The sequence below is a fragment of the Corynebacterium sp. HMSC034A01 genome, from assembly GCF_001838175.1.
Classification (GTDB): Bacteria; Actinomycetota; Actinomycetes; order Mycobacteriales; family Mycobacteriaceae; genus Corynebacterium.
In genome coordinates this window covers 159,619-182,368 of record NZ_KV835973.1, presented here as the reverse complement: position 1 = coordinate 182,368, position 22,750 = coordinate 159,619, and the positions used below count along the sequence as shown (strand labels likewise).

General features: G+C 66.0%; 24 protein-coding genes. 11 read left to right on the top strand and 13 right to left on the bottom strand.

All coding sequences use genetic code 11. The annotated features are described in order from the left end of the window. Positions 1 to 126: 126 nt before the first annotated feature. Genes HMPREF2791_RS08570 through prpD form a run of 3 tightly spaced genes read right to left on the bottom strand, consistent with a single transcriptional unit; the run spans position 127 to position 3,744 of the window. The gene (locus HMPREF2791_RS08570) at positions 127 to 1,272 is read right to left on the bottom strand and encodes a bifunctional 2-methylcitrate synthase/citrate synthase (RefSeq protein ID WP_070476056.1); all 1,146 of its coding nucleotides are present in this window, start codon (positions 1,270 to 1,272) and stop codon (positions 127 to 129) included. A 37-nt stretch (positions 1,273 to 1,309) separates the two neighbouring features. Then, the gene (gene prpB / locus HMPREF2791_RS08565; RefSeq protein ID WP_070476053.1) at positions 1,310 to 2,233 is read right to left on the bottom strand and encodes a methylisocitrate lyase; all 924 of its coding nucleotides are present in this window, start codon (positions 2,231 to 2,233) and stop codon (positions 1,310 to 1,312) included. After that, positions 2,233 to 3,744 (bottom strand): 2-methylcitrate dehydratase PrpD, encoded by a 1,512-nt coding sequence (prpD, locus tag HMPREF2791_RS08560; protein WP_070476050.1) that lies wholly within the window; start codon positions 3,742 to 3,744, stop codon positions 2,233 to 2,235. The genes prpB and prpD overlap by 1 nt, the downstream gene beginning before the upstream one ends. A gap of 168 nt (positions 3,745 to 3,912) precedes the next feature. Here prpD and HMPREF2791_RS08555 point away from each other — a divergent pair, with 168 nt between their 5' ends. Further along, positions 3,913 to 5,172 carry a helix-turn-helix domain-containing protein gene (locus tag HMPREF2791_RS08555; protein WP_070476047.1) on the top strand — a complete coding sequence of 420 codons (1,260 nt, stop codon included), beginning with the start codon at positions 3,913 to 3,915 and terminating at the stop codon, positions 5,170 to 5,172. A 7-nt stretch (positions 5,173 to 5,179) separates the two neighbouring features. Here the strand turns inward: HMPREF2791_RS08555 and HMPREF2791_RS08550 are convergent, their stop codons facing one another. Next, positions 5,180 to 6,586 (bottom strand): NAD(P)H-quinone dehydrogenase, encoded by a 1,407-nt coding sequence (locus HMPREF2791_RS08550; protein WP_070476044.1) that lies wholly within the window; start codon positions 6,584 to 6,586, stop codon positions 5,180 to 5,182. Between the two features lie 65 nt (positions 6,587 to 6,651). Further along, positions 6,652 to 7,833, bottom strand: a complete 1,182-nt coding sequence (locus HMPREF2791_RS08545) for an amidohydrolase (RefSeq protein ID WP_070476042.1) — start codon at positions 7,831 to 7,833, stop codon at positions 6,652 to 6,654. 110 nt (positions 7,834 to 7,943) lie between these two features. Here HMPREF2791_RS08545 and HMPREF2791_RS08540 point away from each other — a divergent pair, with 110 nt between their 5' ends. Then, positions 7,944 to 8,399 carry a hypothetical protein gene (locus HMPREF2791_RS08540; RefSeq protein WP_070845020.1) on the top strand — a complete coding sequence of 152 codons (456 nt, stop codon included), beginning with the start codon at positions 7,944 to 7,946 and terminating at the stop codon, positions 8,397 to 8,399. 11 nt (positions 8,400 to 8,410) lie between these two features. Here HMPREF2791_RS08540 and HMPREF2791_RS08535 read toward each other — a convergent pair whose 3' ends face one another. After that, complete coding sequence (locus HMPREF2791_RS08535) at positions 8,411 to 8,830, bottom strand: helix-turn-helix transcriptional regulator (protein WP_070845019.1); 420 nt, start codon at positions 8,828 to 8,830, stop codon at positions 8,411 to 8,413. A 105-nt stretch (positions 8,831 to 8,935) separates the two neighbouring features. After that, positions 8,936 to 9,571: a uracil phosphoribosyltransferase gene (gene upp, locus HMPREF2791_RS08530; protein ID WP_070476205.1), complete on the bottom strand. Its 636-nt coding sequence runs from the start codon at positions 9,569 to 9,571 to the stop codon at positions 8,936 to 8,938. An 86-nt stretch (positions 9,572 to 9,657) separates the two neighbouring features. On the opposite strand from upp, the gene HMPREF2791_RS08525 reads away from it, so the two are divergent. Genes HMPREF2791_RS08525 through HMPREF2791_RS08510 form a run of 4 tightly spaced genes read left to right on the top strand, consistent with a single transcriptional unit; the run spans position 9,658 to position 12,824 of the window. Beyond that, a complete protein-coding gene (locus HMPREF2791_RS08525; RefSeq protein WP_141764953.1) occupies positions 9,658 to 9,939 on the top strand; it encodes a hypothetical protein in 282 nt (93 codons plus the stop codon). Beyond that, entirely contained in the window at positions 9,936 to 11,030 is a 1,095-nt protein-coding gene (locus tag HMPREF2791_RS11645) for a C40 family peptidase (protein ID WP_246825491.1), read from the top strand. Before HMPREF2791_RS08525 ends, HMPREF2791_RS11645 begins: the two co-directional genes overlap by 4 nt. Before the next feature lie 10 nt (positions 11,031 to 11,040). After that, complete coding sequence (locus HMPREF2791_RS08515; protein ID WP_070476030.1) at positions 11,041 to 12,279, top strand: hypothetical protein; 1,239 nt, start codon at positions 11,041 to 11,043, stop codon at positions 12,277 to 12,279. Between the two features lie 17 nt (positions 12,280 to 12,296). Next, positions 12,297 to 12,824 carry a MarR family winged helix-turn-helix transcriptional regulator gene (locus HMPREF2791_RS08510; protein WP_070476027.1) on the top strand — a complete coding sequence of 176 codons (528 nt, stop codon included), beginning with the start codon at positions 12,297 to 12,299 and terminating at the stop codon, positions 12,822 to 12,824. Here HMPREF2791_RS08510 and HMPREF2791_RS08505 read toward each other — a convergent pair. Genes HMPREF2791_RS08505 through HMPREF2791_RS08495 form a run of 3 tightly spaced genes read right to left on the bottom strand, consistent with a single transcriptional unit; the run spans position 12,821 to position 15,914 of the window. After that, positions 12,821 to 14,641: a carbohydrate-binding domain-containing protein gene (locus tag HMPREF2791_RS08505; RefSeq protein WP_210400166.1), complete on the bottom strand. Its 1,821-nt coding sequence runs from the start codon at positions 14,639 to 14,641 to the stop codon at positions 12,821 to 12,823. The genes HMPREF2791_RS08510 and HMPREF2791_RS08505 overlap by 4 nt on opposite strands. Then, entirely contained in the window at positions 14,634 to 15,350 is a 717-nt protein-coding gene (locus HMPREF2791_RS12195) for a polyphosphate polymerase domain-containing protein (protein ID WP_070845017.1), read from the bottom strand. Before HMPREF2791_RS12195 ends, HMPREF2791_RS08505 begins: the two co-directional genes overlap by 8 nt. Next, positions 15,351 to 15,914, bottom strand: coding sequence for a DUF4956 domain-containing protein (locus HMPREF2791_RS08495; RefSeq protein WP_070845016.1), 564 nt, complete (start codon positions 15,912 to 15,914; stop codon positions 15,351 to 15,353). A 164-nt stretch (positions 15,915 to 16,078) separates the two neighbouring features. Here HMPREF2791_RS08495 and HMPREF2791_RS08490 point away from each other — a divergent pair, with 164 nt between their 5' ends. Together HMPREF2791_RS08490 and HMPREF2791_RS08485 are read left to right on the top strand one after the other, a co-directional pair. Beyond that, positions 16,079 to 17,215 (top strand): trimeric intracellular cation channel family protein, encoded by a 1,137-nt coding sequence (locus tag HMPREF2791_RS08490; RefSeq protein WP_210400165.1) that lies wholly within the window; start codon positions 16,079 to 16,081, stop codon positions 17,213 to 17,215. Continuing rightward, positions 17,216 to 18,457 (top strand): D-alanyl-D-alanine carboxypeptidase family protein, encoded by a 1,242-nt coding sequence (locus HMPREF2791_RS08485; protein ID WP_083327946.1) that lies wholly within the window; start codon positions 17,216 to 17,218, stop codon positions 18,455 to 18,457. On the opposite strand, the gene HMPREF2791_RS08480 is transcribed toward HMPREF2791_RS08485, so the two are convergent. Next, a complete protein-coding gene (locus HMPREF2791_RS08480) occupies positions 18,417 to 19,511 on the bottom strand; it encodes a YhjD/YihY/BrkB family envelope integrity protein (RefSeq protein ID WP_070476021.1) in 1,095 nt (364 codons plus the stop codon). The two genes, HMPREF2791_RS08485 and HMPREF2791_RS08480, sit on opposite strands and share 41 nt — an antisense overlap. A 241-nt stretch (positions 19,512 to 19,752) precedes the next feature. Next, on the bottom strand, positions 19,753 to 20,763 hold the full coding sequence (trpS, locus tag HMPREF2791_RS08475; protein ID WP_070845015.1) for a tryptophan--tRNA ligase: 1,011 nt from the start codon (positions 20,761 to 20,763) through the stop codon (positions 19,753 to 19,755). A gap of 83 nt (positions 20,764 to 20,846) precedes the next feature. Here trpS and HMPREF2791_RS08470 point away from each other — a divergent pair, with 83 nt between their 5' ends. The 3 genes from HMPREF2791_RS08470 (at position 20,847) to HMPREF2791_RS08465 (ending at position 22,104) form a co-directional block, all read left to right on the top strand. Beyond that, complete coding sequence (locus tag HMPREF2791_RS08470) at positions 20,847 to 21,260, top strand: hypothetical protein (RefSeq protein ID WP_141764952.1); 414 nt, start codon at positions 20,847 to 20,849, stop codon at positions 21,258 to 21,260. Continuing rightward, positions 21,257 to 21,418: an RNA helicase gene (locus tag HMPREF2791_RS11905; RefSeq protein WP_141741409.1), complete on the top strand. Its 162-nt coding sequence runs from the start codon at positions 21,257 to 21,259 to the stop codon at positions 21,416 to 21,418. Before HMPREF2791_RS08470 ends, HMPREF2791_RS11905 begins: the two co-directional genes overlap by 4 nt. Before the next feature lie 83 nt (positions 21,419 to 21,501). Continuing rightward, positions 21,502 to 22,104 carry a type 1 glutamine amidotransferase gene (locus HMPREF2791_RS08465; protein ID WP_168160633.1) on the top strand — a complete coding sequence of 201 codons (603 nt, stop codon included), beginning with the start codon at positions 21,502 to 21,504 and terminating at the stop codon, positions 22,102 to 22,104. Positions 22,105 to 22,309: 205 nt separating this feature from the next. Here HMPREF2791_RS08465 and HMPREF2791_RS08460 read toward each other — a convergent pair whose 3' ends face one another. Further along, on the bottom strand, positions 22,310 to 22,702 hold the full coding sequence (locus tag HMPREF2791_RS08460) for a holo-ACP synthase AcpS (protein WP_070476009.1): 393 nt from the start codon (positions 22,700 to 22,702) through the stop codon (positions 22,310 to 22,312). Positions 22,703 to 22,750: the final 48 nt, after the last annotated feature.

The following is a 22,750-nucleotide window of genomic DNA, read 5'->3' as shown; positions in this document are numbered from 1 at the left end:
GGTCATACGGATAGGACAAGTTTAATACAGATCACATCATTTTCGGGGCACTTTGGGGGCCCGCATGGGGGTGGAAAAACGCGGGCCGTCGACAAGCGACAGCCCGCGTTTCGGGGGTAGAACGATTTAGCGCTCGATGTGGCGTTCCTCCGGCCCGTTGTAGGCGGACAGCGGGCGGATCAACGAGTTGTTCTCAAACTGCTCGATGACGTGCGCGGTCCAGCCGGTGATGCGGGACATCACGAATAGCGGGGTGAAGAACTCGATGTCGAAGCCGAGGATGTAGTACGCGGGACCCGACGGGAAATCCAGGTTCGGGCGGATCTTGATGGAGGTGTTCTCGTACATGGTTTTGGCCATGATGTCGTACATCTCCACCCACTTCTGGGCGTCCTTCTCCGGGTGCTCCGCGGCGAGCTTCTTAAACGCGGCCTCCATGGTGGGCACGCGCGAGTCGCCTTTCTTGTACACACGGTGGCCGAAGCCCATGACAAGCTCCTTGTTCTTCAGCTTGTCCAGGCACCACTGCTCCGCCTTGGCCGGGTCGCCAATTTCCTCCATGTGGTGCATCACAAACTCGTTGGCGCCGCCGTGCAGCGGCCCCTTGAGCGCGCCGATGCCGCCGGTGATGGCGGACCAGCCGTCGGACATGGTCGAGGCGATGGTGCGGGCGGTGAAGGTGGAGGCGTTGAAGGAGTGCTCCGCGTAGAGGATCATCGTCTTCTCAAACGCCTCGATGTCGGACGGGATGCTCGCCGGCGAGTTCTCCCCGTCGCCGAAGACCATCCAGAGGAAGTTCTCGGAAAAGCCCTTCTCCTTGCTCGGCGCGATGTAGTCCTTGCCCTGGCGGCGGCGGATGTCCGTGGCGACGATGGTGGGCAGCTTCGCCAGCAGCTTGCGGCCGATGCCGCGCAGATGGTCGGAGTTCGGGGTGAACTTCTCCGGGTCCTCAGCGCCCAGGTAGGACACTGCGGTGCGCAGCACGTCCATCGGGTGGCAGTCTTTCGGCATGAAGTTGATCACTTGGATCAGCTCTTCGTCGATGTCGCGGTTTTCCATGCAGCCGCCGCGGAACTCCGCCAGCTGCTCGTCGTTGGGCAGCTCGCCATTCCACAGCAGGTAGGCCACTTCCTCGAAGGAGCAGTGCTCGGCCAGCTCCTGGACCGGGTAGCCGCGGTAGAGCAGCGAGTTGGTCTCCGGGTTCACCTTGGACACGGCGGTGTAGTCTGCGACGACACCGTTGAGGCCCTTGCGGATGTCTTGCTCGGTCATGATGGATCTCTCCTCGTTCTTGGGGGTTGGTGGGGGCCTACTTCTCAAAGGTGGAGCTGTAGGTGTCCTTGGAGTAGGTGAAAACGGACTGGTCGAACTGGTTGTATTCGTCGTACCGGACCAGCTCGTAGAGCCGGGATCGGTGCTGCATCTTGTCCAGCCACGGCACCTGCGTGCCGGTTTCGGCCATGTCGCGCAGCATCTCCTCGGTCTGGCCCATGGCGATGCGGAAGGTGGTCACTGGCCAGATCACGGCGTTGTAGCCGAGGTCTTCCAGTTGCTTGGCGCTCATCAGCTCGGTTTTGCCGAACTCGGTCATGTTCGCAAGCAGGGGCGTATCGACGGCCTCACGGAACTTGGCAAAGTCCGCCTCGGAGTACAGCGCCTCGGTGAAGATCAGGTCGGCGCCGGCGTCCGCGTAGGCCTTGGCGCGTTCGATGGCCTCGTCGATGCCCTCGATGCCTGCGGCGTCGGTGCGCGCGCAGATGACAAAGTCGTCGTCCTGGCGCTCGCGCACCGCGGCGGTGATGCGGCGCACCATCAGGCCGGTGGGCACGACTTCCTTGCCATCGAGATGGCCGCAGCGCTTCGGGTTGACCTGGTCTTCCAGGTGCAGCGCGGCCAGGCCTGCGGCTTCGAACTCGGCGACGGTGCGGGCGGCGGACATGGGCTCGCCGAAGCCGGTGTCGGCGTCGATGAGCACGGGCAGGTTGGTGGCGCGGGCGATCTGGCCGCCGCGGTTGGCCACCTCGGACAGGGTGGTCAGGCCGATGTCCGGCAGACCCAGGTCGTTGGCTACCACAGCGCCGGAGACGTAGACGCCGGAGAACGCGCCGATGTCTTCGATGAGGCGGGCCGTCAGCGGGTTAAACGCGCCGGGAAGGGTGGTGATGCGCTCGTCGTTAAGCGAAGCGCGCAGTGCTTTGCGGCGCTCGTTCGGGGTTTTCTCGGGTGCGAACATTAGAAGATGCCTCCCGGGATCTCCTCGGCCGCGTCGCGCGTGGCGTCGCTGACGCGGATGTTCAGCTCGGTCAGGTCGGTGAGGTTTTCTAGATCCTGCACCGCGTTAAGGAAGCGGTCCTGCTCTTGCTTATCGACGATGCCTTCGGCCAGCGTCCGGAACTTGGCAATGTAGTTTTCGCGTACAAACGGGCGCGCGCCGTAGGGGTGCGCGTCCGCGACTGCCATCTCGTCTTCGATGACCGTGCCGTCTTGGAAGGTGATCACCGCGCGTGCGCCGAAGGCCTTTTCGTCCGGGTCGGTTGAGTGGTACCGGCGGGTCCACTCCGGGTCCTCCACGGTGGAGACCTTGTGCCAGAGTTCGACGGTCTCCGGGCGGCCTGCGCGCTCCGGGGTGTAGGAGTCCACGTGGTGCCAGCCGCCGTCTTCAAGCGCGACTGCGAACATGTACATGATGGAGTGGTCCAGCGTCTCGCGGGAGGCGGCCGGGTCCATCTTCTGCGGGTCGTTCGCGCCGGTGCCGATGACGTAGTGAGTGTGGTGCGAAGTGTGCAGCACGATGGACTCGATCTCGGCGGTGGTCTTGCCGGCGTCTGCGATGGTCTGCTTCATGCGGCGGGCCAGGTCGATCGGGGCCTGCGCCTGGTACTCGGCGGAGTGCTCCTTGGTGTAGGTCTCCAGGATCGCGCGCTTTTCCTCGCCGTCCGCCGGCAGCGGCACGGTGTAGGTGCGCTCCGGGGAGTGCAGCATCCAGGCGATGAACCCGTCTTCGCCTTCCCAGATCGGTGCGGGCGCTCCCTCGCCGCGCATGGCGCGGTCCACGGCCTCGATGGCCATCTTGCCGGCGAACGCGGGGGCGGAGGCCTTCCACGACGAGATCAGCCCCTTGCGGGACTGCCGGGTGGCGGTGGTGGTGTGCAGCGCCTGACCCACAGCCTGGTAGATGGTGTCCACGTCCAGGCCGAGCATGGTGCCGATGCCTGCGGCTGCCGACGGGCCGAGGTGGGCCACGTGGTCGATCTTGAACTCGTGGAGGCAGATGCCCTTGACCAGGTTGACTTGGATTTCGTAGCCGGTGGCGATGCCGCGGATCAGAGCCTTGCCGTCCAGGCCCTTGTGCTGGGCGACGGCGAGGATCGGCGGGATGTTGTCGCCCGGGTGGGAGTACTCGGCGGCGAGGAAGGTGTCGTGGTAGTCCAGCTCGCGCACGGCGGTGCCGTTGGCGAAGGCGACCCACTCGGCGGAGTAGGTGCCGTCCTCGCCGAAGACGAGCGCGCCGTTGTTGTCGGCGGGGTGCGCCTTGGCCATTTCGCGGGCCACGGCGACGGGGCGGCGGTTGTAGGAGGCGACGGCGACGGAGGCATTGTCGATGATGCGGTTAATGATCATCTCGCGGGTGTCTTCCGGCACCTCAACCGGGTCGACTGCGACCTTGGCGATCTTGTACGCCAGATGCTCTTCGATGGGAAAGTCCTCGGCGGACTTATGGGTGCGTACTTTGTGGTTGATCATGCGTGAGGCTCCTTCCAAAACCGGCCGTGATGGTGTGCCTCATACTAAGGCCGTGAATGTGTCGCGGGTCATAGTCATTTGTGTGTATTCTTGCGTCCAAAATCAGGCCGATTTGCAAAGTGTTGTAAATCGGCAGCGCAACAGCGGAATCTGAGAGGTAAGACGGCTATGGCGAAGCTCTACGCGGGGGGACAAATTCACACGCTGCGTTCCACTCGCGGCCTCACGCAAGCGGAGATGGCCAAGATGCTGGAGCTCTCCCCCAGCTACCTCAACCAGCTGGAGAATAACCAGCGACCGCTGACCGCGAGTGTGCTTGTGCAGCTCACCGCCACGTTCGGGGTGGACGCGGCGTACTTCTCCGGCGCGGCTGAGCGCGCCGCCGCCGCGGACTTGGCGGAGCTCATCCCCGACACCCCCGAACACGAGTTGGCCGCCTTCGCCCGCGCGTACCCGGGCATCGCGGACAAGGTGCGCGGCATCCCCGCGCGGCTGCAAGACAGCTCCCCCAACCCGTACGAAGCCACGCGCAACTTCTTCCAGGACCACGGCAATTACTTCCACGCGCTGGACACGGCCGCGGAGTCCCTGGCGGAGCACCTCGGCGGCCGCCAGATGCGCCTGACTCGTCTAGCTGCGGCGCTAGATAAGGACTTCGGCTACCCCGTGCGCTTTAACCAGGACGTTCGAGGGCGCAGTGCCGTCGATAGGCAGCCCCGCGAGATCCGGTTGCGGGCTGGACTCACTGAAGCGCAACAGTGCTTCGAGCTGGCCTACCACTACGGCGCGCTCGCGCACGACCGAGAGATCGCGGAGCTCACATCGCCTATCGACGACCCTCCGGCCCGCAACGTCACCACCCACGGCCTGGCACAGTACTACGCCGCAGCTGTCACCATGCCGTACGCGGAGGTGCTCGCCGCAGCAAAAGAGACGCGCTACGACATCGACGTCGTCTCCGCCCGCTTCGGCACCGGCTTCGAATCCACCTGCCAGCGCCTGGGCACCCTGCAGCGCCCGGGCGCGAAAGCGGTGCCGTTCGTGTTCATCCGCACGGACCGCGCCGGCAACGTGTCCAAACGCCAGGCCACGGCCGGGTTCCACTTCTCGCGCTCTGGCGCGACGTGCCCGCTGTGGGTGGTGCACCGCGCCTTTGAAACCCCGAACCGGGTGACCAGGCAGGTCTCCACCACCCCGGACGGGCGAACGCAGCTGTGGGTGGCGCGGATGGTGCAGGGGCCGGCTGTCGGCTTCGGCCTTCCACGGCGCGAGCACGCGGTGGCGCTGGGCTGCGACGCCGCGCACGCCCACGAGCTGGTCTACGCCGACGGCCTGGACGTGGACCCGGCATCCGCCACCCCGATCGGCCCCGGGTGCGCTACATGCCCGCGCACGAAGTGTCCGCAGCGGGCGTTTCCGGAGTACTAGTCCGGACCTAGTCCAGGTCGGTGTTGGTGACCAGGCGGCGTGCAGCCTCGGTGATGGAGCCGGACAGCGACGGGTAGACCGCCATGGAGCCGGCGAGCTGGCGCACGGTGAGGTTGTTGGCCACGGCGATGGTCAGCGAAAGGATCAGCTCGGAGGCGGTCGGCGCGACGATCACGCCGCCGAGCACCTGGCCGGAGCCCTTGCGGGCGAAGATCTTGACAAAGCCGTACTGCAGCGAGCGCATCTTCGCGCGCGGGTTGGTCGCCAGCGGCAGCTTGTAGATGTCGGCGTCGACCTCGCCGTTGCGGATCTGCTGCTCAGTCACGCCCACTGCGGCGATCTCCGGGCGGGTGAACACGGCGTTGCCCACGGTCTTCAGGCGGATCGGGGTGACGCCCTCGCCGAGCGCGTGGTCCACGGCGATGCGCCCCTGCTGCGCGGCCACGGACGCCAGCGGCATCAGGTCCGTGCAGTCGCCGGCGGCGTAGATGCCGGCGACGTTGGTGCGGGAGACGCGGTCGACGTGGATGTGGCCGGACGGGGTGACCTCCACACCGGCGGCCTCCAGGTTGAGGTCGGCGGTGTTCGGGATGGAGCCGATGGACATCATCACGTGCGAGCCTTCGATGGCGCGGCCGTCGGTGGTGTGCACAACCACGCCTTCGCCGGTGTTTTCCACGCGCTCCACGCGGGCGTCCTTTTCCAGCTGCACGCCGCGGTCCGCCAGCACGTCCTCGAGCACGTCGGCGGCGTCGGCGTCGTCGTGAGGCAGGATGCGGTCGCGCGAGGCGACCATGGTCACCTTCACACCGAGCTCGGCGAACGCGGAGACGAACTCCGCGCCGGTGACGCCGGAGCCGACCACGATCAGGTGGGTGGGCAGATCCTTCAGGTCGTACATCTGGCGCCAGTTCAGGATGCGCTCGCCGTCCGGCTCCGCGCCCTTGAGCACGCGCGGGCTCGCGCCGACGCACACGAGCACCATGTTGCAGGTCAGCGTCTCCGTCGACCCGTCTGCAGCCTGAACCTCGATGTTGTGGGTGGTGTGGCCCTTCTGCTCGTCCGCGAAGCGCGCGCGGCCCTCGATGAAGCGCACGCCGCCCTGCTCGAGCTGGGCGCGGATGTCGTCCGACTGCTTGCCGGCGAGCGCCTTCACGCGCTCATTGAGCGCCAACAGCGACAGCTTCGAATCGCCCAGCGCGTGGCTCAAGCCCATGTCGTCCGCGCGGCGCAGGTCGTTTTTGATGTTCGCGCCCGCAATGAAGCTTTTCGACGGCACGACGTCCTTCCGGATCGCTGAGCCGCCAGCGCCGCTGTCCTCGACGATGGTGATGTCCGCACCGTACTTGGACGCCATCAGCGCAGCCTCGTAGCCGCCCGGGCCTCCACCGATGATGACAATCTTCTTGGACAAAACAGCACTCCTCATGGGTTGGGTGACGGGAACCAAAACTGGGTGACAGTCTACCCAGAGAAGTTTTATTCTTCGCCCGGGCGGAAGTACTCCTCCACAATGGAGCCGAACAGCCGCACGCCAACCCCGATGGCTCGCTCGTCCACGTTCAGATTCCCCTGGTGCAGGTCCTGGTATTCGCCCTGCCCGCTCCAGGCGCCGAGGCGCATCATCGCGCCCGGCACGTGCTCGAGATACCAGGAGAAATCCTCGCCGCCGCTGGACTGCGGGGCCGCCACCACCGACTGCGGGTCCACCGCGCGGGCGGCCTCGACTGCCAACGCGGTGGCGGCGTCGTCGTTCAGCACCGGCGGCACCCCGCGGATGTAGTCCAGGTGGTAGGTGCAGCCCGTGGGCGCAACGATGAGGTCGATGAGGTCTGTGAGCAGGTCCTCGTTCTGGCGCCAGGTAGTGATATCCGAGGTGCGCAGCGTGCCCTCCAACAGGCCGCGTTTCGGAATCGCGTTGGCGGCGTCGCCCGCCTCCGCGTGGCCGAATACCAGCACAGTGCCGGTGCGCGGGTCCACCCTGCGCGACAGCAAGCCTGGCAGCTGGGTGATCAGCGCGCCCATGGCGTAGACCACGTCCGCGGTCAGCTGCGGGCGCGAGGTGTGCCCGCCGGGGCCGTGGACTTCGATGCGGATGACGTCGGAAGCCGAAGTGATCGCCCCGGTGCGCACGCCGATCTCGCCGACCTTGATGTGCGGCTCGGTGTGCACGGCGTATATGGCCCCGACGCCTTCGAGGGCGCCCCACTTGATCACGTCCAGTGCGCCGCCGCCCATGACTTCCTCGGCTGGTTGGAAGATGATACGGACCGGGTGCTCCAGTTCCACCGTGGACAGCGCGCAGGCCAATCCCAAGGCGATTGTGGTGTGTATGTCGTGGCCGCAGGAGTGGGACACGCCCGGGTTGGAGGATGCGAAGCTTAAGCCCGTCTGCTCCGGCACGCGAAGCGCGTCGATGTCCGCGCGAAACGCCAGGCGCTTACCTTCTGCGGGGCCGAGGTCCACGTACAGGCCAGTGCCCGGGAATCGCACCGGGTGCAGCCCGAAGCTTTCCAGCGTCTCCACGAGAAAGTCGGTGGTGGCGACCTCTTCGTTGGATAGCTCCGGGTGGGAGTGGATGTGGCGGCGCCAGCCAATCACGCGCTCTTGATTGTCGGTGAACCAGCGGTCCACCGCAGCGGCGATTCCAGCGTTCTCCACGTGCGCTCCCCTTTGTCAGCTTCGGCTATCAGGTTGTGTTGTCAAGAGTGTACGCGCACTTCCTCCAAAGTAGACAAAGCGGTGCGGAAGGTGTTGTTACGGTGGCTCACATGACTTCCAGGACAACTGTTGCACTGACCACCGCGACCCTGGCGCTCGCCAGCCTCACGGCGTGCGGCGAATCCGCCGAGCAGGTTGCCCCCGAGACGAACGCTGAAGCAAGCGCTGAGGCAAGCGTCGAGCCGGAGACCGTCACGGTGACCACGGGCGCGGATGACGCCGACGATGTTGACGACGCCGATGACGCCGGCGCCGCGGCCCCGGCTCCCGCAGCACCCGCCGCCGCTGGCGAGCTGCCCACGGCGGTGACCGACTACACCCAGGAGGCCCGCGCGGAGATGGCCGAGGAGGGCGTGAGCGAAGCGGACGTCGAAGCTGCCCTGACCGCCGCCCGCAACGGCGAGGCCGAGGTCGAGTGGGACGACGACGGCTATTGGGAGATCGAGTGGCGCGACATCGAGGTCGACATCAACGCAGACGGCCTCGTTCTCGACGTAGACCGTTAGAGCGCCGGCAACTAGAACGCGGGCGTGCCCTGCGGGGCGCCGCGGCGCAGATACGTGTCGTGGAACCGGGCGGTGTCTTGCGCGCTGCGCGGCCACTGGAACCTGATCGGTGCAGGGGCCTCCGCCCCAGAGGCCCCGGAATCCCCAGACATCAGAAAATAGCCCTGGACGTTCTCCGCGGCGCCGGGCAGCAGCGCCGCCGGCGGCACCTGCAGTGCTGAGGCCAGCCGGTAGCAGGTGCTTAAGGTGGGGTCTGCCACCTTGGAGTTGTAGTCGTTGCGCTCCAGATTCGAGATCAGCGAGCGCGACACGCCCGCCAGCTCCGCCAGGCGTGTTTGGCTCAGGCCCCGCATAAGCCGGATGGCGCGCACGCGCTCCCCCAATCCCAGTGCGTAGCTCGCCCAGTGCGATTGCGGCAGTACTTCCCCCATAGTCTTTCCCCCGTGTGTCGGCGCTCCCCTTGAACGGTCAACTAGTTCTGCCACGCAATGTAGCGCGGGATTGGCGGGTGCGCTACCGCAGCTGCGTCGACAAGCTTAAAGCTCGATGTTGCGCGGGCCGTACAGGCGATCGCCGGCATCTCCCAGGCCGGGGACGATGTAGGCGTCCTCGTTCAGCGCCGGGTCGATGGTGGCGGTGACCAGGCGCACCAGGCCACCGTGCGCCTCGAGCTTATCCACGCCCGGCTGGGCGGAAACCATGCAAATACAGGTGATGTCGTCGGCGCCGCGCTCCACCAACAGGTCGATGGCGTGAATCAGCGAACCGCCGGTGGCCAACATCGGATCCACAAGGAACACGGGCTGGCCGGACAAATCCTGCGGCAGGGCTTCCAGGTACGGCACCGGCTCGTGCGTCTCTTCGTCGCGGGCAAGGCCGATAAAGCCCACTTGCGCGTCCGGGATCATGGACAGCGACGGGTCCACCATGCCCAGGCCCGCGCGGATGATCGGCACGATGATCGGCGGGGTGGCAAGGCGCGCGCCGCGGGCGGTGGCGACGGGGGTTTCGGTGTCGAATTCCTCCACCTCAAGGTCGCGCGCCGCTTCGTAGATGAGCATCGCGCCCAAGTCCGCCAGCGCCGCGCGGAAGGCTGCGTTGTTGGAGCGCTTGTCGCGCATGATGGTCAGGCGGGACGCGGCGAGTGGGTGGTTGACAACCGTGATATCCATGCCGGCCATGCTAGTTCACTCTGCGGGCCGCGAAAATTTTTTTCGCGTCGAGGGAACCGGGGCGGGGTTTTCCGCGTCCAATGGCCATGACTGTTTTCCACATTGATTCCGCTGCCGTATCCGCCATGACCGATTCGCTGCGCGACGACGCAGCCAAATTGCAATTGCTTCACGACGTCCCCTTTCCCCGCACCTGGCCCCTCGGCGAATTCAGCGCCGCGGTGAACGAATCCATCGCCAAAGCGAACACAGATGCGGAGGCGCTGCGCGCCGAGGCCCACCGCATCGCAGAAGTGATGGACCTCGCCGTGGATGCCGCCGCGGCCGTGGACACCTGCACCTGCCAAAAGTTGGGGGTCACGCTATGAGCTCCGTGACAACCGACTTCGGCAACGCAATTGACCTGTTGGACCGCATCGCCGGCTCATCAGATGTGGCGGGCAGCGACTTGCTCAATGTCAGCCTGGATGTGCACGCGACCGCCAACCTGCTGGTGAAGCTCCTCCCCTTTGACCTGCCCACCCTGCCGGGTTTCGTCATGCCGGACTTCAAGGACTTCGACCCGCTGGCAGCAGTGGCAAATACGTCCGGGGCATCACGTGTGGGCGCCGCGGCGGACCTGGCGGACTACCGCGCAACCATCAGCGACGGTGTGATGCGCGGCGGCATGCTCATCGGCACTGCGGCCTTCGAGCTGGGCACTATCGCCGGCGAGCTCATCCGTAACGCTGTGGCGGCGCCGGCAATCGCCGCTTCGCCTGCGGGCCTGCTCGGCGCCGCCGCGTACGTGGTCGGGCTCATCGCCGACGCCATCAAGGACGCCACCCTGGTGCTCAAAACACTGGAGAAGGATTTGCGAGCGGTTGCGGACACGCTCACTTCTGCCACGTCCGCCGCGATGAACCGCGCCATCCCCGGCGCGGGCCCGGCCGCAGAGAAGGCCCACGGAGAACTGCAGCGTCTGGCTTCCCTGGTTGCGCCCTCCGCGAAGGAAGCCCCAGAGCCGACGCCACCGGTGGTGAAACCAGCCTCCACTGTCGCCCCACCTCCGCCGCCGGAGCACAAGCAAGCGTCTGCCCCGCCGCCGGAGCCTGTTCCGTCGCAAGAGACAGGATCCGCTGTCGGCGCCGCCGCCGTCGACGCCGCGAAAAGCCAGCTCGGCACACCGTACGTGTGGGGCGGTGCCGCACCCGGCGGCTTCGACTGCTCCGGCCTGACCTCCTGGGCGTACAGTCAGGCGGGTTTGGAAATCCCACGCGTCGCCGCGGACCAGACCGTGGGCAGGCAGGTGTCGTATCAGGAGCTGCAGCCCGGGGATCTGGTGCTGTGGTCCGGACACGCCGCGATGTACGCGGGTGACGGGATGATGATCGAGGCGGGCAACCCCGTGCAGATGAACCCGGTGCGCACAGAGAATGTGGGCATGACCTTCCGCGGATTCTGGAGGCCGACCGGCTAAAGTTTCCCGCATGACTACGCGCGCGATTCTCCCCGTCAAACTCTCCTTAACCGAGGGCGACTTCTACACCCTGTGGGCACCCACCTGGAAGGAAAAGGGCACCGAGTGGCAGGCCTTCCTCGGCGACGACCAAGCCGTGCTGGCCTTCCACTCGCCCGAGGAACTCCTGGCCTACCTGGAAACAACCAACGCTCACGACCTGGCGGACCACCCCAAGTGGCAGCAGTTCCAAGCCCAGGGCGACGACCGCGTGGTGCCGAACGACAAGCAGCACTTCGACATCATCGGCGCCCCCGAGTTCCTGGCTGGCCGCCCGAGCCACGAAAACGTCTCGCGCCTGTCGCGGGTGTTCCAGATCTCCCGTTCCCTGGCGGACGTGGCCTCTGCCGAGCAGGCACAGATTTTCTTCGCCTCCCACTCCATCCTGGGCAACGTCAACCGCGGCTCCGACCACTACGCGGGTGAAAACGGCCTCTCCGAGTGGTCCGGCGTCGGCCGCGTTGTGCTGGCGAACTGGGAAAACGTGGTCAAGTCGTTGGACGAGTCTGTCCGTGTCGTCGATACGCAAGAGCTCGACGCCGAACGCGTCGCAGCCGCAGGCACCGCCATCGCCGCCGCCACCGAAGCCCGCGCCGCGGCCGCTGAGCAAGCACGCGCGGACGAAGAAGCGCGCGCCGCCGCGGAAGACCCGTACGACTCCTCCGCCTGGGGCCGCGCCGGCATCGACCCGGTGAAAATCTCCATCCAGGGTCAGAGCGTGTACACGCTGCGCACCTACCTGCGCGGCGCCCCGGTGTTTTTGGGTAAGTACGGCGAGATCATCACCTTCCCCTCCACCAAGCACCTGGGCCGCTGGATCCTCGAGCACGACGACCACGACCTGGCGGGTGTGTCCACCTGGCAGGACCTCATCGACACCGCCAACGCGGGCGAGCTGAAGGTGGAGGTCCACCCGGACAACTCGTACTCCTTCAACGGCATCGCCGCCGACATCAACAAGGGCACCGACGCGGTGGACACGGCACAGATGTCCAAGGCCTACGAGCTGCTCGCGGACGCCGCGGACTGGGCGCAGGACGACTCGCTGAACTCCCTGCTGCTGGCCAACCCGCGCATGCAGGACTACCTGGCGTACATGCTCGGCTCCACCCGCGCAGCAGGCTACGTGCCGTCCGCGCCGTTCACCGACAAGGCGGAGGCGTGGACCGAGATGGAAAACCAGCTGATCAAGCGCTTCTCCAAGTTCTAAGCGCCCGCGGCCGCGTTATGGCAACGTCTGACGAACTGCGCTCGCACCTGCGGCACTTCATGCACCTGATGCGCGTCACGGGCGACCAGCAGCAGGGGCGCGACACGTTTTCCGGCCAAGGACGCGTGTTGAAGCTGCTTGCGCTAAACAACCCCGTCGCGCAAAAAGAACTCGCGTACGTGCTCGGAATCCGGTCGCAGTCGCTCGCGGAACTGCTGACCAAGATGGAGGCGAAAGGGCTCGTTTCCCGGGAACCGAACCCGGCAGACCGCCGCACGAGCATCGTGTCGCTTACCGAAGACGGCCAGGTTGCTGCTCGCGAGCTGGAGCGGAGCACAGACGACGAGTTCGACCCGTTCTCGACGCTTAGCGATACCGAACGTACCGAGCTCGACACGATACTGCGCAAGCTCATCGCGGGGGTTGAAGCGGAGATGTCCCCGTCGGAGTTTCCTCCCGCTCCGCTGCAGTGGCCCCCACCTCCGCCGCCGGGAAGGACTTGGGGACCGCCCCCGCCTCCACCCGGCCTTCAGCCTCCGCGCTAGGCGGTTTCGCGCCGATCTTGGGGCAGCACCGCCGCCTGCCGGTTGCCCCGTGCGGGCGGGGCGCCCGGCGCGCCGTTGGGCATCCCGTCGAAACCGGCTCCGCCCTGCTCACGTCCCATGCCGCCAGGCCCACCCGCGCTGCCCTGGGTGGCAGTGTTGGCTTGTGTCTCAGTGCCGTTGACCGTGTACGTCCCATCTGCATCGATCGAGGGCGACGAGTAGACGACGTTTTGCGCGTCCTTCTCAACGGTCAGCGTCGCGATCGTGTTGCCGTCCGTATCAGTCACGGTCACGTCATCGCCAGCTTGCACGTCGACACCCGCTTGCACCCACGCCTGACCGTCCGCGCTGTTCGGCGTCTCGGCCATCCCGGAAGAACCGACCGCCCACAGCTCGCCGCCAGTGACGCTCAACCCTCCGTTGGTGTCGAGTGCGCCGTTGCCGTTGTTGGTCGGGCCGAAGATTGTCACCGCACCGCCGGAGATGGTGGCGTCGCCGTTGGAATCCAGCCCGTCGCCGCCTGCATCGACCACCACCGTTCCCCCAGTGATCGTCAGCTGCTCGCCGGTGTTCTCGCCCATGGGGCCACCGCCCGCCTTCCCGCCGCCGTTCGGCGGCTCCGGCATGCTTTGCATTCCGCTCGGCGGCTCCGGCATCTCGCCTCGCTCCATGCCGGTGGGCCCGACATCTCCTTCTGCGGGGGATTCCGTGCTCGAGTCCGCTGACTCCTTGGCGGCGAGGCCGTCCTCGACGGTTGTGGACCCGGAGGCGTTGATGCCGTCGTCGGTGGCGGTGAGGTCGATCTCGCCGTCGGAAATGGTGATGAGTCCGGCTTCGAGCGCTTCCTCGGAATTCAGCACTGTGAGCTTCGCCCCGTCAAGTACCGCTGCGACCTCGGCATGCACACCATCGTCCTGCGCGGTGACTTCGACGTCGCCGCCCGTAAGCCGGAGCGCACCGTCGGAGTGGACGGCGTCGTCGGCGGCGTCAACACGCACCTGCCCGGCCGAAGTCAGGATGTAGCGGCCAGCGTTGATGCCTTTGTCCGTTGCGGTCACATCGAGGTCGCCGCCGGTGAGGATGACGTCGTTGTAGGCGCTGATCGCGTCGTCGCCCGCGTCAATCGTCACCTCACCGCCGTCGATGTGGATCCAGCCCTTGGCCTCGTCGTCATCTTTCGTGGCGGTAATGCCGTCGCCGGCCGCGGTCAGGTTGAGCAACGCACCGTCGCGCACGGTGACGGAGTCGGTGCCGCGCATGGCGTCGTCGCCGGCGTTGACCGTCAACGAACCGCCCGCGATCACAAGGTCGTCTTTGGCCACGATGCCGTCGCCGTCGGACTCGACTACAAGGGCCCCGGTTCCGGTGACGGTCAGATCACCGGTGGCATGGACCGCGCCTTCGTCGGTGGCCAGTCCTGCCGCCGCAATGGTGGAATCGCCTTCGAGCACAAGCGCGGCCGCACCCGCATCGATGTTGATGCGGCCCGCGACCTTCGCGTTGTCGAGCACGAGAACGACCGTCTCGTCTGGGGCTTCGACGTGTATATCTGCAACGTCTCCAGTAATGCAGTAGGTGCCACCGGCGGTGATCGTCTCGCCGTCCCAATCCGCGGCGTCGTCGCTCGACGCTGTGACGACATCGGGTTCGTACAGGGCGGCGAGTTGCTCGTCTGCGGTCGGCGGGTTGGTGGTGTCGAAGCCGTTGCTAATCGACGTCACACCCGCCGTCGGCTCGATCTGCGCCTCCGTGGAGCACGACGCCAGTGACAACGACAGCGCGGCTGCGGCGGCGATTGCAAGGGTGGGTTTACGCATGAGTGGTGGTCCTTTCAAAGTGGTCGGCAAGCGTTCGGTGCCAGTTGTTTGCGGGAAGATCGGGGTTGAGCGCGGCCATGCCGCACCCGAATTTGGAAAGCCGTCTCGGTCTGTGCCCGTGGTGCCACAGCAGCCGGTCGATGAGAGACGGGGTCGCGCCCGATTTCGTCTCCACGATGACCAGGTCGAGGCCGGCAATCTCACCGTGCTGGTTGCGCCACACCAGGTCCGTGTCGATGGTGGCGCGGCCAGTGTCTGGCGGCGAGAGCGTTGTGCGGGTGTAGGTGTTCTCCAGCACCGCCTCGAGATCCTCGGCCCGGCACCCAGTGCCGCTGGCGTGCGTGTTGAACCAGTCCCAGTGGTTTCCGGAGGCGTCGATAGGTGTGCGCTTTTTGACCGTGACACCGCGCGGGCCTTTGGTTTTCAACTCCAGGAAACTGGCCCCGGTGGCGCAGTACGTGCGGGTGCGGACCTTGAACCGGCGGCGGCGCTTGCGGGCGGCGTCGAGGTAACAGTCGAGGCTGTCGGTGTCGTAGTAGGTGGTCTCGTAGCCGTGGTGCACGGATCCGCCGATCTCGAGGACGCGCGTGCCGCCGGGCAGCTCCTCCCAGAATTGCTCCATGTCGCGGGTGCGCAGCAGGTACTTCCGGTCGACGCGGGTCATCATCGCGTCTTCCCTGGTGAGTTCGTCGAGGGTGATGGTTTCCATTTAGACCCCCACCGGAAGGTTGGAAATTTTGCTGGGGCGAAACTGCGCATCGACGAGCGTGGTGTCTTTGACGGTGTCGAGCTTGAGCACTTCCAGGTGCGCAACGCTGGCTCCTGTAAGCGCTTCGACGCGCTCGGTGAGTTCGTCGATGTCCGCGATCGCCCGGTCCACCACGACCTGTTGCGAATCTGTCGCCTTCATCGCGCCGTCTGCGATCGCCAGCGTCGCCACAATCAAGACCGCGACAGCGCCTGCGAGCGCCGGTGTGGAGGCGACACCGCACACTAGGCCGAGTGCCAGCGCCGCGAAGAAGTACGCGACCTCGCGCTGCGAGATTTCAGTGGAGCGCAAACGGATGATGGAAAGGACGCCGAAGAGCCCCATGCCGATGCCCGCGCCGACGTCGGTGGCGGCGAGCACAGTGGCCACACCAAGGACGCCGACGTTGACGCCGAGGAAGGCGACGACCAAGTCGCCACGGCGGTAGCGGGGGTAGTAGACGCCGCACACAAGCACGGCCATGGCCGCAAGATCGATAGCGGCGAGAGTCAGTGAATTGAACATGACTCGAAGTATGCGCCCCAACTATGTAGGTACCCACGTATCTCGCTGACGTGTCACACAGAAGATCGCGCTGAGTTCCAGGGCGAAAACTGTACGTTTGCTGTACGCCGAGCTGCCCTGCCCCGACATGCCGGCAAAACGTGCCACCTTTACAATTTTCAGCTATGGCAGTGGACCAGGTCGACCCCCTCATCAGCTCCATCTATCACTGGATGGATATCTCCGGCGTACTGCTGATGGGCATCATCGGCGGCACGCTCGCCCGCCAGCTCGGCTACGACATCGTGGGCTTCTTCTTCATCGCGATGCTCTCCGCCCTCGGAGGCGGCATGTTGCGCGACGTGCTGATCAACCAGGGCACCGTCGCCGCTATGAGTCAGCCGGAATACCTGATTCTGGCATTTACCGGCGCGCTGATCGCCCGGTTCACCTATTTCAAGGGCAAAGCCTGGGAGTTTTTGCAGTCGCACGGTGATGCGCTGGTGTCCGCCCTGTGGGCTTCTACCGGCGCATCCAAGGCCATCCAGTACGGTCTGCCTGTCCTGCCCACCATCATGATGGGCGTGTTCACCGCCACCGGCGGCGGCATGATCCGCGACGTGGTCACCGGGCGCGAGCCAGCTGTGTTCGGCGGCAACCAGCCCACTGTGATCCCGGCTGTGGCGTGCGCGGTAATCACGCTGCTGGGCAACGCCACCGGCTACCTGGCGCTGGGCATGATCGTCGGCCCCGTGGTGAGCTTCGCGTTGTTCCTCGCCGGCTACTGGGGCAACTGGCGCATTTCCACCGATTCCGATTTCGCGCCGGTGAACACCACTGTCAACGCCACCGCGACCCAGGTGGCGCACCTGGCCAAGAAGGCGGAGAACAAGTCGCGCGCGGTGGCCCGCGAGCTTGAGCCCACCCGTGTGCGCTCCTGGCGCCACCGGCAGATGGAAAAGGCGCTGCAGCGCCGCATTGAAGCGGAGATCCGCAAGGGCAAGCGCCCGGCGGAGGCGGTCAGCGACGCGGACGATTTCCTCACCGAGTTCACTACCCAGTTCCCCGCCATCGACGCCGAGGTGCTGGCGGAAGCCGTGGGCACCACGTCGCAGGACGCGGCGGAGGACGAAAGCCTCTTCGACAGCATCGGCGTGGACTTGGCCGGCGATTCCTACGAGGAGGACGCCGCCGTGGAGCCGGACCCTGCCGAGACGGAGGCGATGCACGCCGACATGCTGGATATCATTCTCTCCGACGAGGCTTTGACCGACGAGCTCATCGAGCGGCTCGCGGCCCGCTACGACCAAAAGGAGTCCTAGATGAAGCGTGCGCTCGCAGCGGCGACAGCATTGAGCTTTTGCTTTGCGACGGCAGCTCACGCCCAAGACGCCGAAACCACCTCCTCGGCAGGCCCGACCGTCGGCTACTACGACGAGGGCGGCAACTGGGTCCCGCCCAGCCGCGGCCGCGCGCCCGACACCGACAACTGCCCGCAGGCCACCTGGCCGCCGGAGCCGGTGTCCACCTCCGAGCGCGCCGCGTCCTCCCCTTCCCCGCTGCCCGTGCTTTTCGACGGCCCGTGCGGCATCACCGCCGCCGACGGCTACACCGCTCCCGACGGCGTGGTCGCCTCCTCCTGGCTGGTGGCCGACTTAGATTCCGGCGACGTGGTGGCGATGAAGGACCCGCACGGGCGCTACCGGCCCGCCTCCATCATCAAGGTGCTGCTTGCCCTGACCGTCATCGACGAGCTGCCGCTGGACCAGAAGGTCCCGGTCTCCGCGGAATCCGCCGGCCAGGAAGGCTCCGCCGCCGGCATCGGCGAGGGCGGCGACTACACCGTCGAAGACCTGCTCACCGGGCTGCTGCTGGCCTCGGGCAACGACTGCGCCCACGCACTCGCCCAGGCCCTCGGCGGCGACGAGCTGGCTCTCGGCAAGGTCAACGCGCTGGCCAAGAAACTCGGTATGGCCGATACCCGTGCCACGTCGTATTCCGGCCTGGACGGCGCCGGCATGTCCACCTCCGCCTGGGACATGGGCCTGGCCTACACCGCGGCCTTCGCCGACCCCACCTTCACTCGCATCGTGGACACCGAGCACACCACCTTCCCCGGCTTCGACGACCTGCCGCCCTTCGAGCTGTGGAACGACAACCAGCTCTACCTCAACGACCCGGACGGCATCGGCGGCAAAACCGGCTACACCGACGACGCCAACCACACGTTCGTCGGCGCCGTCAACCACGAGGGCCGCCGCCTCGTGGCGATCATTCTGGACACCACGGCCTACGACCACCGCCCATGGGAGCAGGCGCAGATGCTGTTGCACGAGGCGTATGGGGTGCGAAGCTCCGTCGCAAAGCTTGAGCCCCTCGCTGAGAAGACCCCCGAAACGACAACGGCCGCCCCCACCCCAGAGCCTGCACCTGAGCAGGCTGGGGAGGAGACGACCTGGAACCGCTGGTGGTCCTATGTGATTGTGGCGGCCGTGCTCGCGCTCGCCGCACTGACCACCGCGTTTAGTCTCGGGACAGGAGAGAAACCACGCCGACGCCGATAGCGCCCAGCGCCGCGCCGACGCCCAGCGCCTTGCCGGACGGCTTGGATTCCTCCTTGCCGCGGACCGCACCCGCGCGGACGTTGATCACGGCCGGCTCCGGCACCTCCGCCGGCGCCAAGGCGAGCGACTCGTCGGTGGTGGCGGTCCACGCCGCGACGTAAAGCACCACGCGCCAGATCAGGTACAGCATGACCATCAGCGTGATGATCGGGCCGAAGATCGCACCCGCCGGGTTGCCGGTCGCCGAGGAAATGACCAGACCTGCGAACTGCTGCAAGATGGCGAAGATGACCGCGCCGAGCAGCGCGCCCTTCAGACCGGACTTCGCCGGCACCTTCGTGCGCGGCATGTACATGTTCACCCACAGCATGACCAGGAAGCTGGCCAGCACGCTGACCAGGAAGCCGACAACCCACACCACCGCGCGGGATCCCGGGAAATCGCCGATGCCCAGCCGGTCCATGGCGGTGCTTGTCCAGCTGGACAAGCCCACCGCGGTCACCGCGGCGGCGACCAGGAACAGCACGATCAGCACGATCAGGCCGACCAGGTCCGCGAGCTTCTTGGTCACGAAGTTGCCGCCCTCATTCGCGTCCACCTTCCACATCGCGGACACGCCGACGCGCAGGTTGTTCATCCACCCCAGGCCAGACCACAAGGTGGTGAGCAGGCCGATGCCGGCGACTGCGCCACGCTGGTCGATGGCGGTTTGCACCAGCTCGTTGACCATGTCGCCCAAGTCCCCGTCCAGGGAGTTGGCGATCTGGTTTTGGATGTCGTCCATCAGATCCGGACGGGCGTTGAGGAAGAAACCGAGTCCCGCAAAAACAAGCATCAGCAGCGGAAACAAAGCCAGCACCGAGAAGTACGTGATGCCGGCGGCCATCTGGTTTCCGCCCTCAGCGCCGAAACGCTCGTTCATGCGCAGCACGTGAGCGGCGGCGGGAGACTTCTTCTCCACCTTGTCCTCGAAGCCGTCCTTCTGCTGCTTCGAGGCGCGCTCAATGCCGTGTTCGTCGGTGTACGCCTTGCGCGGCGCGGTCGAGGTAGCCATCGACGTCCCTTCAAATATGTGTCATTTACCAAACACATCGTAGAGGAGGCTGTGTGATGGTGACGCGAGGTGCGTTGCGCGTACTGGGCGCGCGCTCTACAGCGCCGGAGACAGCCTCCGCGCGCGCTCGACCCCACCCCGCGCGAGTTTCCAGCTATCAGGACCCAGCTAATCGCCGTTTTTGGGCCAAAAACGAGGTCCTACTAGCTGGATCCGCGGATGAGATCGGGGTGCGCGGCCCCTAGCGCTTCGGCGCGAGGAAACCGACCTTGTCGTACACGTCCGCCAGCAGCGGTGCCGCAACCTCGCGGGCGCGTTCAGCGCCGCGGGCCAGGATGGCCTCGAGCTCGCCGCGGTCGGACATGAGTTCGTCGAAACAGGCGCGCAGCGGCGTCGTAAAGCTTTCGAGCGCTTCTGCGGTGTCGACCTTGAGCGCACCGTAGCCCTGCCCCTCGTAGCCTGCGACGATCTCGTCGATAGGCTTGCCGGTGAGCGCGGACTGGATGACCAGCAGGTTGGACACGCCCGGCTTGTTCTCCTTATCAAACGCGATCACGCCGTCGTTGTCGGTGACAGCGGAGCGGATGCGCTTGGCGGAGGTCTTCGGCTCGTCGAGCAGGTTGACGATGCCCTTCGGGTTCGCGCCCGACTTGGACATCTTCGAGGTGGGATCCTGCAGGTCGTAGATCTTCGCCGCACCCTCGACGATCATGCCCTCCGGCACAGTGAAGGTTGTGCCGTAGCGGGAGTTGAAGCGCTCCGCCAACGTGCGGGTCAGCTCCAGGTGCTGGCGCTGGTCCTCGCCCACCGGCACGAGCTGCGGGGAGTACAGGAGGATATCCGCGGCCATGAGCACCGGGTAAGTGAACAGCCCCACGGAGGTGCGGTCCTGGCCCTGCTTCGCCGACTTGTCCTTGAACTGCGTCATGCGGCTGGCCTCGCCGAAGCCGGTCAGGCACTGCAGCACCCAAGTCAGCTCGGCGTGCTCGGGCACGTGCGACTGCACGAACAAGGTGGAGCGCTCCGGGTCGATGCCGAGCGCGATCAGCTGGGCGCAGCCGGCGAGGGTGCGGTGGCGCAGCTCCTCCGGGTCCTGGTCCACGGTGATTGCGTGCAGATCCGGGATGAAGTAGAAGGCGTCGTAGCCGTCCTGCAGGTCGATCCACTGCTTCAGCGCACCGAGGTAGTTACCCAGGTGGTAGGAGTCGGCGGTGGGCTGGATTCCGGAAAGCACGCGTTGCATGGGGTTCATAGTAGTGGGCCGGTGCGTGGAGGGAACCGGGGGCGGTGCGGACGCGTCTAACTCTTTATAGCCGTCCACAGAAGGAGCACACGTTGCCTCTTACAAAATCTGACAGACCTTGGTTGCTTACAGCGCTCGCAGTTGCTGTTTCTCTCGGGTTTGCTGTCAGTAATGCGACACGTTCGGCCGAAGAAGCCTGGATGGTGCTCGACTTCGCGTCTCGCATCACCGGGCCTCTTGGAGCTGCTTGCATTGCTTGGCTCGGGGTTTCGCAACCACTCGATAACTCGCAAAAGCTGGACCACGTTAAGGAGTGGCACACGATGCTTCGCTGGGCGACTGACATGTGCAACGCCTCGAGCGAGCGTGAAGTTGAGGCGGGGATTGCTATTCTCGATTCCATCGACAGACAGCAGGAAATCCCTGCCGACCAGCACGAGGTAATCGACGCGATCTTGACCGCCGTGTTTCGAAATCCCAACACGCCTTTTGAGGAGCAGCGATGACAGCCCGATCCAAAGCTAGAGAAATTCAGTCTCCGAAGCCGGAGTTTTCCCGGAGCCAGATCGCCGCGGCCAAGCTCATCGTGAAGCGCGATAAGGAAGGAAAAGGCAAGGTCCCCATGACGCCGGACATTCTCCGCACAGCATCCTTCGACCTCTAGCCATGCGCATCACCGTCCTGCAGCCCGATTCTCTCGCGCCACTGCAACGCCTCGGCCCGTGGCTCGAGCGCGCCGGCGCCACCTTGCGCACCGCCGATCTCGGGGAGCCATTGCCTATCGACGCCTCCGGTGACCCCCTCATCCTCCTCGGCGGACGCGCAGATGCGCTGGACACGCACGCCTCGCCCTGGCTGCCGGCGGTACACGAGTTACTACATAGCGCCTTTGAATCGGGCACGCCCGTGCTCGGCATTTGTTTGGGCCACCAGATCATCGCCGACTGCTTCGGCGGCGAAGTCTCCGTCGGCCTAGCGACGCAGGACGAGGAAGGCGCCACCCCGGTGACGCTGACCGACGCTGGCGTGGGCGATCCCCTGCTCGGACCGCTCGGCGCATCCTTAGTGGTCGAGCAATCCCACCACGACGCGGTGGTGACGATGCCACCCGGCGCGACGCTACTGGCATCCAGCGAGCGCTGCCCTGTCCAGGCCATGCGGCTGGGGTCGATCGTCTCGGTGCAGTTTCACCCGGAATGCTCCCCGGAGGTGGCCGGCCGATGGGCGGCGAACGGCGGCCACGACGGTGCCGTGGTCGAAGCGGAGCTGCTGCGCCACGACGACCATCTCACCCGCACCGGCGAAACGCTGGCCGAGGGCTTCGTCGCCGCGGCCCGCGCCTGGCGCTGACCACTCTGGTCGCCGCCCCCGCTCCCCGGCCGCCGCTCCCCCGGCCCCTGTGCCCCATTCCGCCCCCATTCCGCTCCCATTCCGAGGATGCTTACTTCAGGATGCTTACTTCTCGAGTGCCGCGCTTCCCACCGGCCGACCGCTCTCGAAGGGTAAGCATCCTGGGGTAAGCATCTAGGCCCGGTAAGCATCCTGGGGTAAGCGACTAGGGCATTCCGGAGCCCGACACCGCAACCACCGCCACGGCATAGTCGCCGTCGTGGCTGATGCTCACGCTGGACACCGGCGGCCCAACCTCCCCGGCGCGGCCGCGCAGCCGAATCGCTGGGCGGCCGAATGCGTCTTGGACCACCTCCACCTCTGCGAAGTCGAAGTCGTCGCGGGGGATTTCCGGCGGCTGCCCGAAACGGGTGGAGGCCCATGCTTTGACGTAGGCCTCCTTCGCTGCCCAGCGGCCGGCGAGCGACGCGTTCGCGTTCGACTTAGTGGCGCACTCACGCCACTCCCGGTCCGTAAACACCCGCGCGAAAGTGGATCCCGGAAGCTGTATCTGCTGCGCGAATCCGGGGATATGGACCAGGTCGGTGCCGATGTGCATGGGCGTTCCTTCCGTCGATAGTTGCGGTTTCGGTTCGTTTGCGATTGC

What these genes read in the sequence shown, in the direction of transcription:
- HMPREF2791_RS08570 (WP_070476056.1), bottom strand. Translation starts at nt 1,272, where the DNA reads ATGACCGAGCAAGACATCCGCAAGGGCCTCAACGGTGTCGTCGCAGAC.
- prpB (WP_070476053.1), bottom strand. Translation starts at nt 2,233, where the DNA reads ATGTTCGCACCCGAGAAAACCCCGAACGAGCGCCGCAAAGCACTGCGC.
- prpD (WP_070476050.1), bottom strand. Translation starts at nt 3,744, where the DNA reads ATGATCAACCACAAAGTACGCACCCATAAGTCCGCCGAGGACTTTCCC.
- HMPREF2791_RS08555 (WP_070476047.1), top strand. Translation starts at nt 3,913, where the DNA reads ATGGCGAAGCTCTACGCGGGGGGACAAATTCACACGCTGCGTTCCACT.
- HMPREF2791_RS08540 (WP_070845020.1), top strand. Translation starts at nt 7,944, where the DNA reads ATGACTTCCAGGACAACTGTTGCACTGACCACCGCGACCCTGGCGCTC.
- HMPREF2791_RS08535 (WP_070845019.1), bottom strand. Translation starts at nt 8,830, where the DNA reads ATGGGGGAAGTACTGCCGCAATCGCACTGGGCGAGCTACGCACTGGGA.
- upp (WP_070476205.1), bottom strand. Translation starts at nt 9,571, where the DNA reads ATGGATATCACGGTTGTCAACCACCCACTCGCCGCGTCCCGCCTGACC.
- HMPREF2791_RS08525 (WP_141764953.1), top strand. Translation starts at nt 9,658, where the DNA reads ATGACTGTTTTCCACATTGATTCCGCTGCCGTATCCGCCATGACCGAT.
- HMPREF2791_RS11645 (WP_246825491.1), top strand. Translation starts at nt 9,936, where the DNA reads ATGAGCTCCGTGACAACCGACTTCGGCAACGCAATTGACCTGTTGGAC.
- HMPREF2791_RS08515 (WP_070476030.1), top strand. Translation starts at nt 11,041, where the DNA reads ATGACTACGCGCGCGATTCTCCCCGTCAAACTCTCCTTAACCGAGGGC.
- HMPREF2791_RS08510 (WP_070476027.1), top strand. Translation starts at nt 12,297, where the DNA reads ATGGCAACGTCTGACGAACTGCGCTCGCACCTGCGGCACTTCATGCAC.
- HMPREF2791_RS08505 (WP_210400166.1), bottom strand. Translation starts at nt 14,641, where the DNA reads ATGCGTAAACCCACCCTTGCAATCGCCGCCGCAGCCGCGCTGTCGTTG.
- HMPREF2791_RS12195 (WP_070845017.1), bottom strand. Translation starts at nt 15,350, where the DNA reads ATGGAAACCATCACCCTCGACGAACTCACCAGGGAAGACGCGATGATG.
- HMPREF2791_RS08495 (WP_070845016.1), bottom strand. Translation starts at nt 15,914, where the DNA reads ATGTTCAATTCACTGACTCTCGCCGCTATCGATCTTGCGGCCATGGCC.
- HMPREF2791_RS08490 (WP_210400165.1), top strand. Translation starts at nt 16,079, where the DNA reads ATGGCAGTGGACCAGGTCGACCCCCTCATCAGCTCCATCTATCACTGG.
- HMPREF2791_RS08485 (WP_083327946.1), top strand. Translation starts at nt 17,216, where the DNA reads ATGAAGCGTGCGCTCGCAGCGGCGACAGCATTGAGCTTTTGCTTTGCG.
- HMPREF2791_RS08480 (WP_070476021.1), bottom strand. Translation starts at nt 19,511, where the DNA reads ATGGCTACCTCGACCGCGCCGCGCAAGGCGTACACCGACGAACACGGC.
- trpS (WP_070845015.1), bottom strand. Translation starts at nt 20,763, where the DNA reads ATGAACCCCATGCAACGCGTGCTTTCCGGAATCCAGCCCACCGCCGAC.
- HMPREF2791_RS11905 (WP_141741409.1), top strand. Translation starts at nt 21,257, where the DNA reads ATGACAGCCCGATCCAAAGCTAGAGAAATTCAGTCTCCGAAGCCGGAG.
- HMPREF2791_RS08460 (WP_070476009.1), bottom strand. Translation starts at nt 22,702, where the DNA reads ATGCACATCGGCACCGACCTGGTCCATATCCCCGGATTCGCGCAGCAG.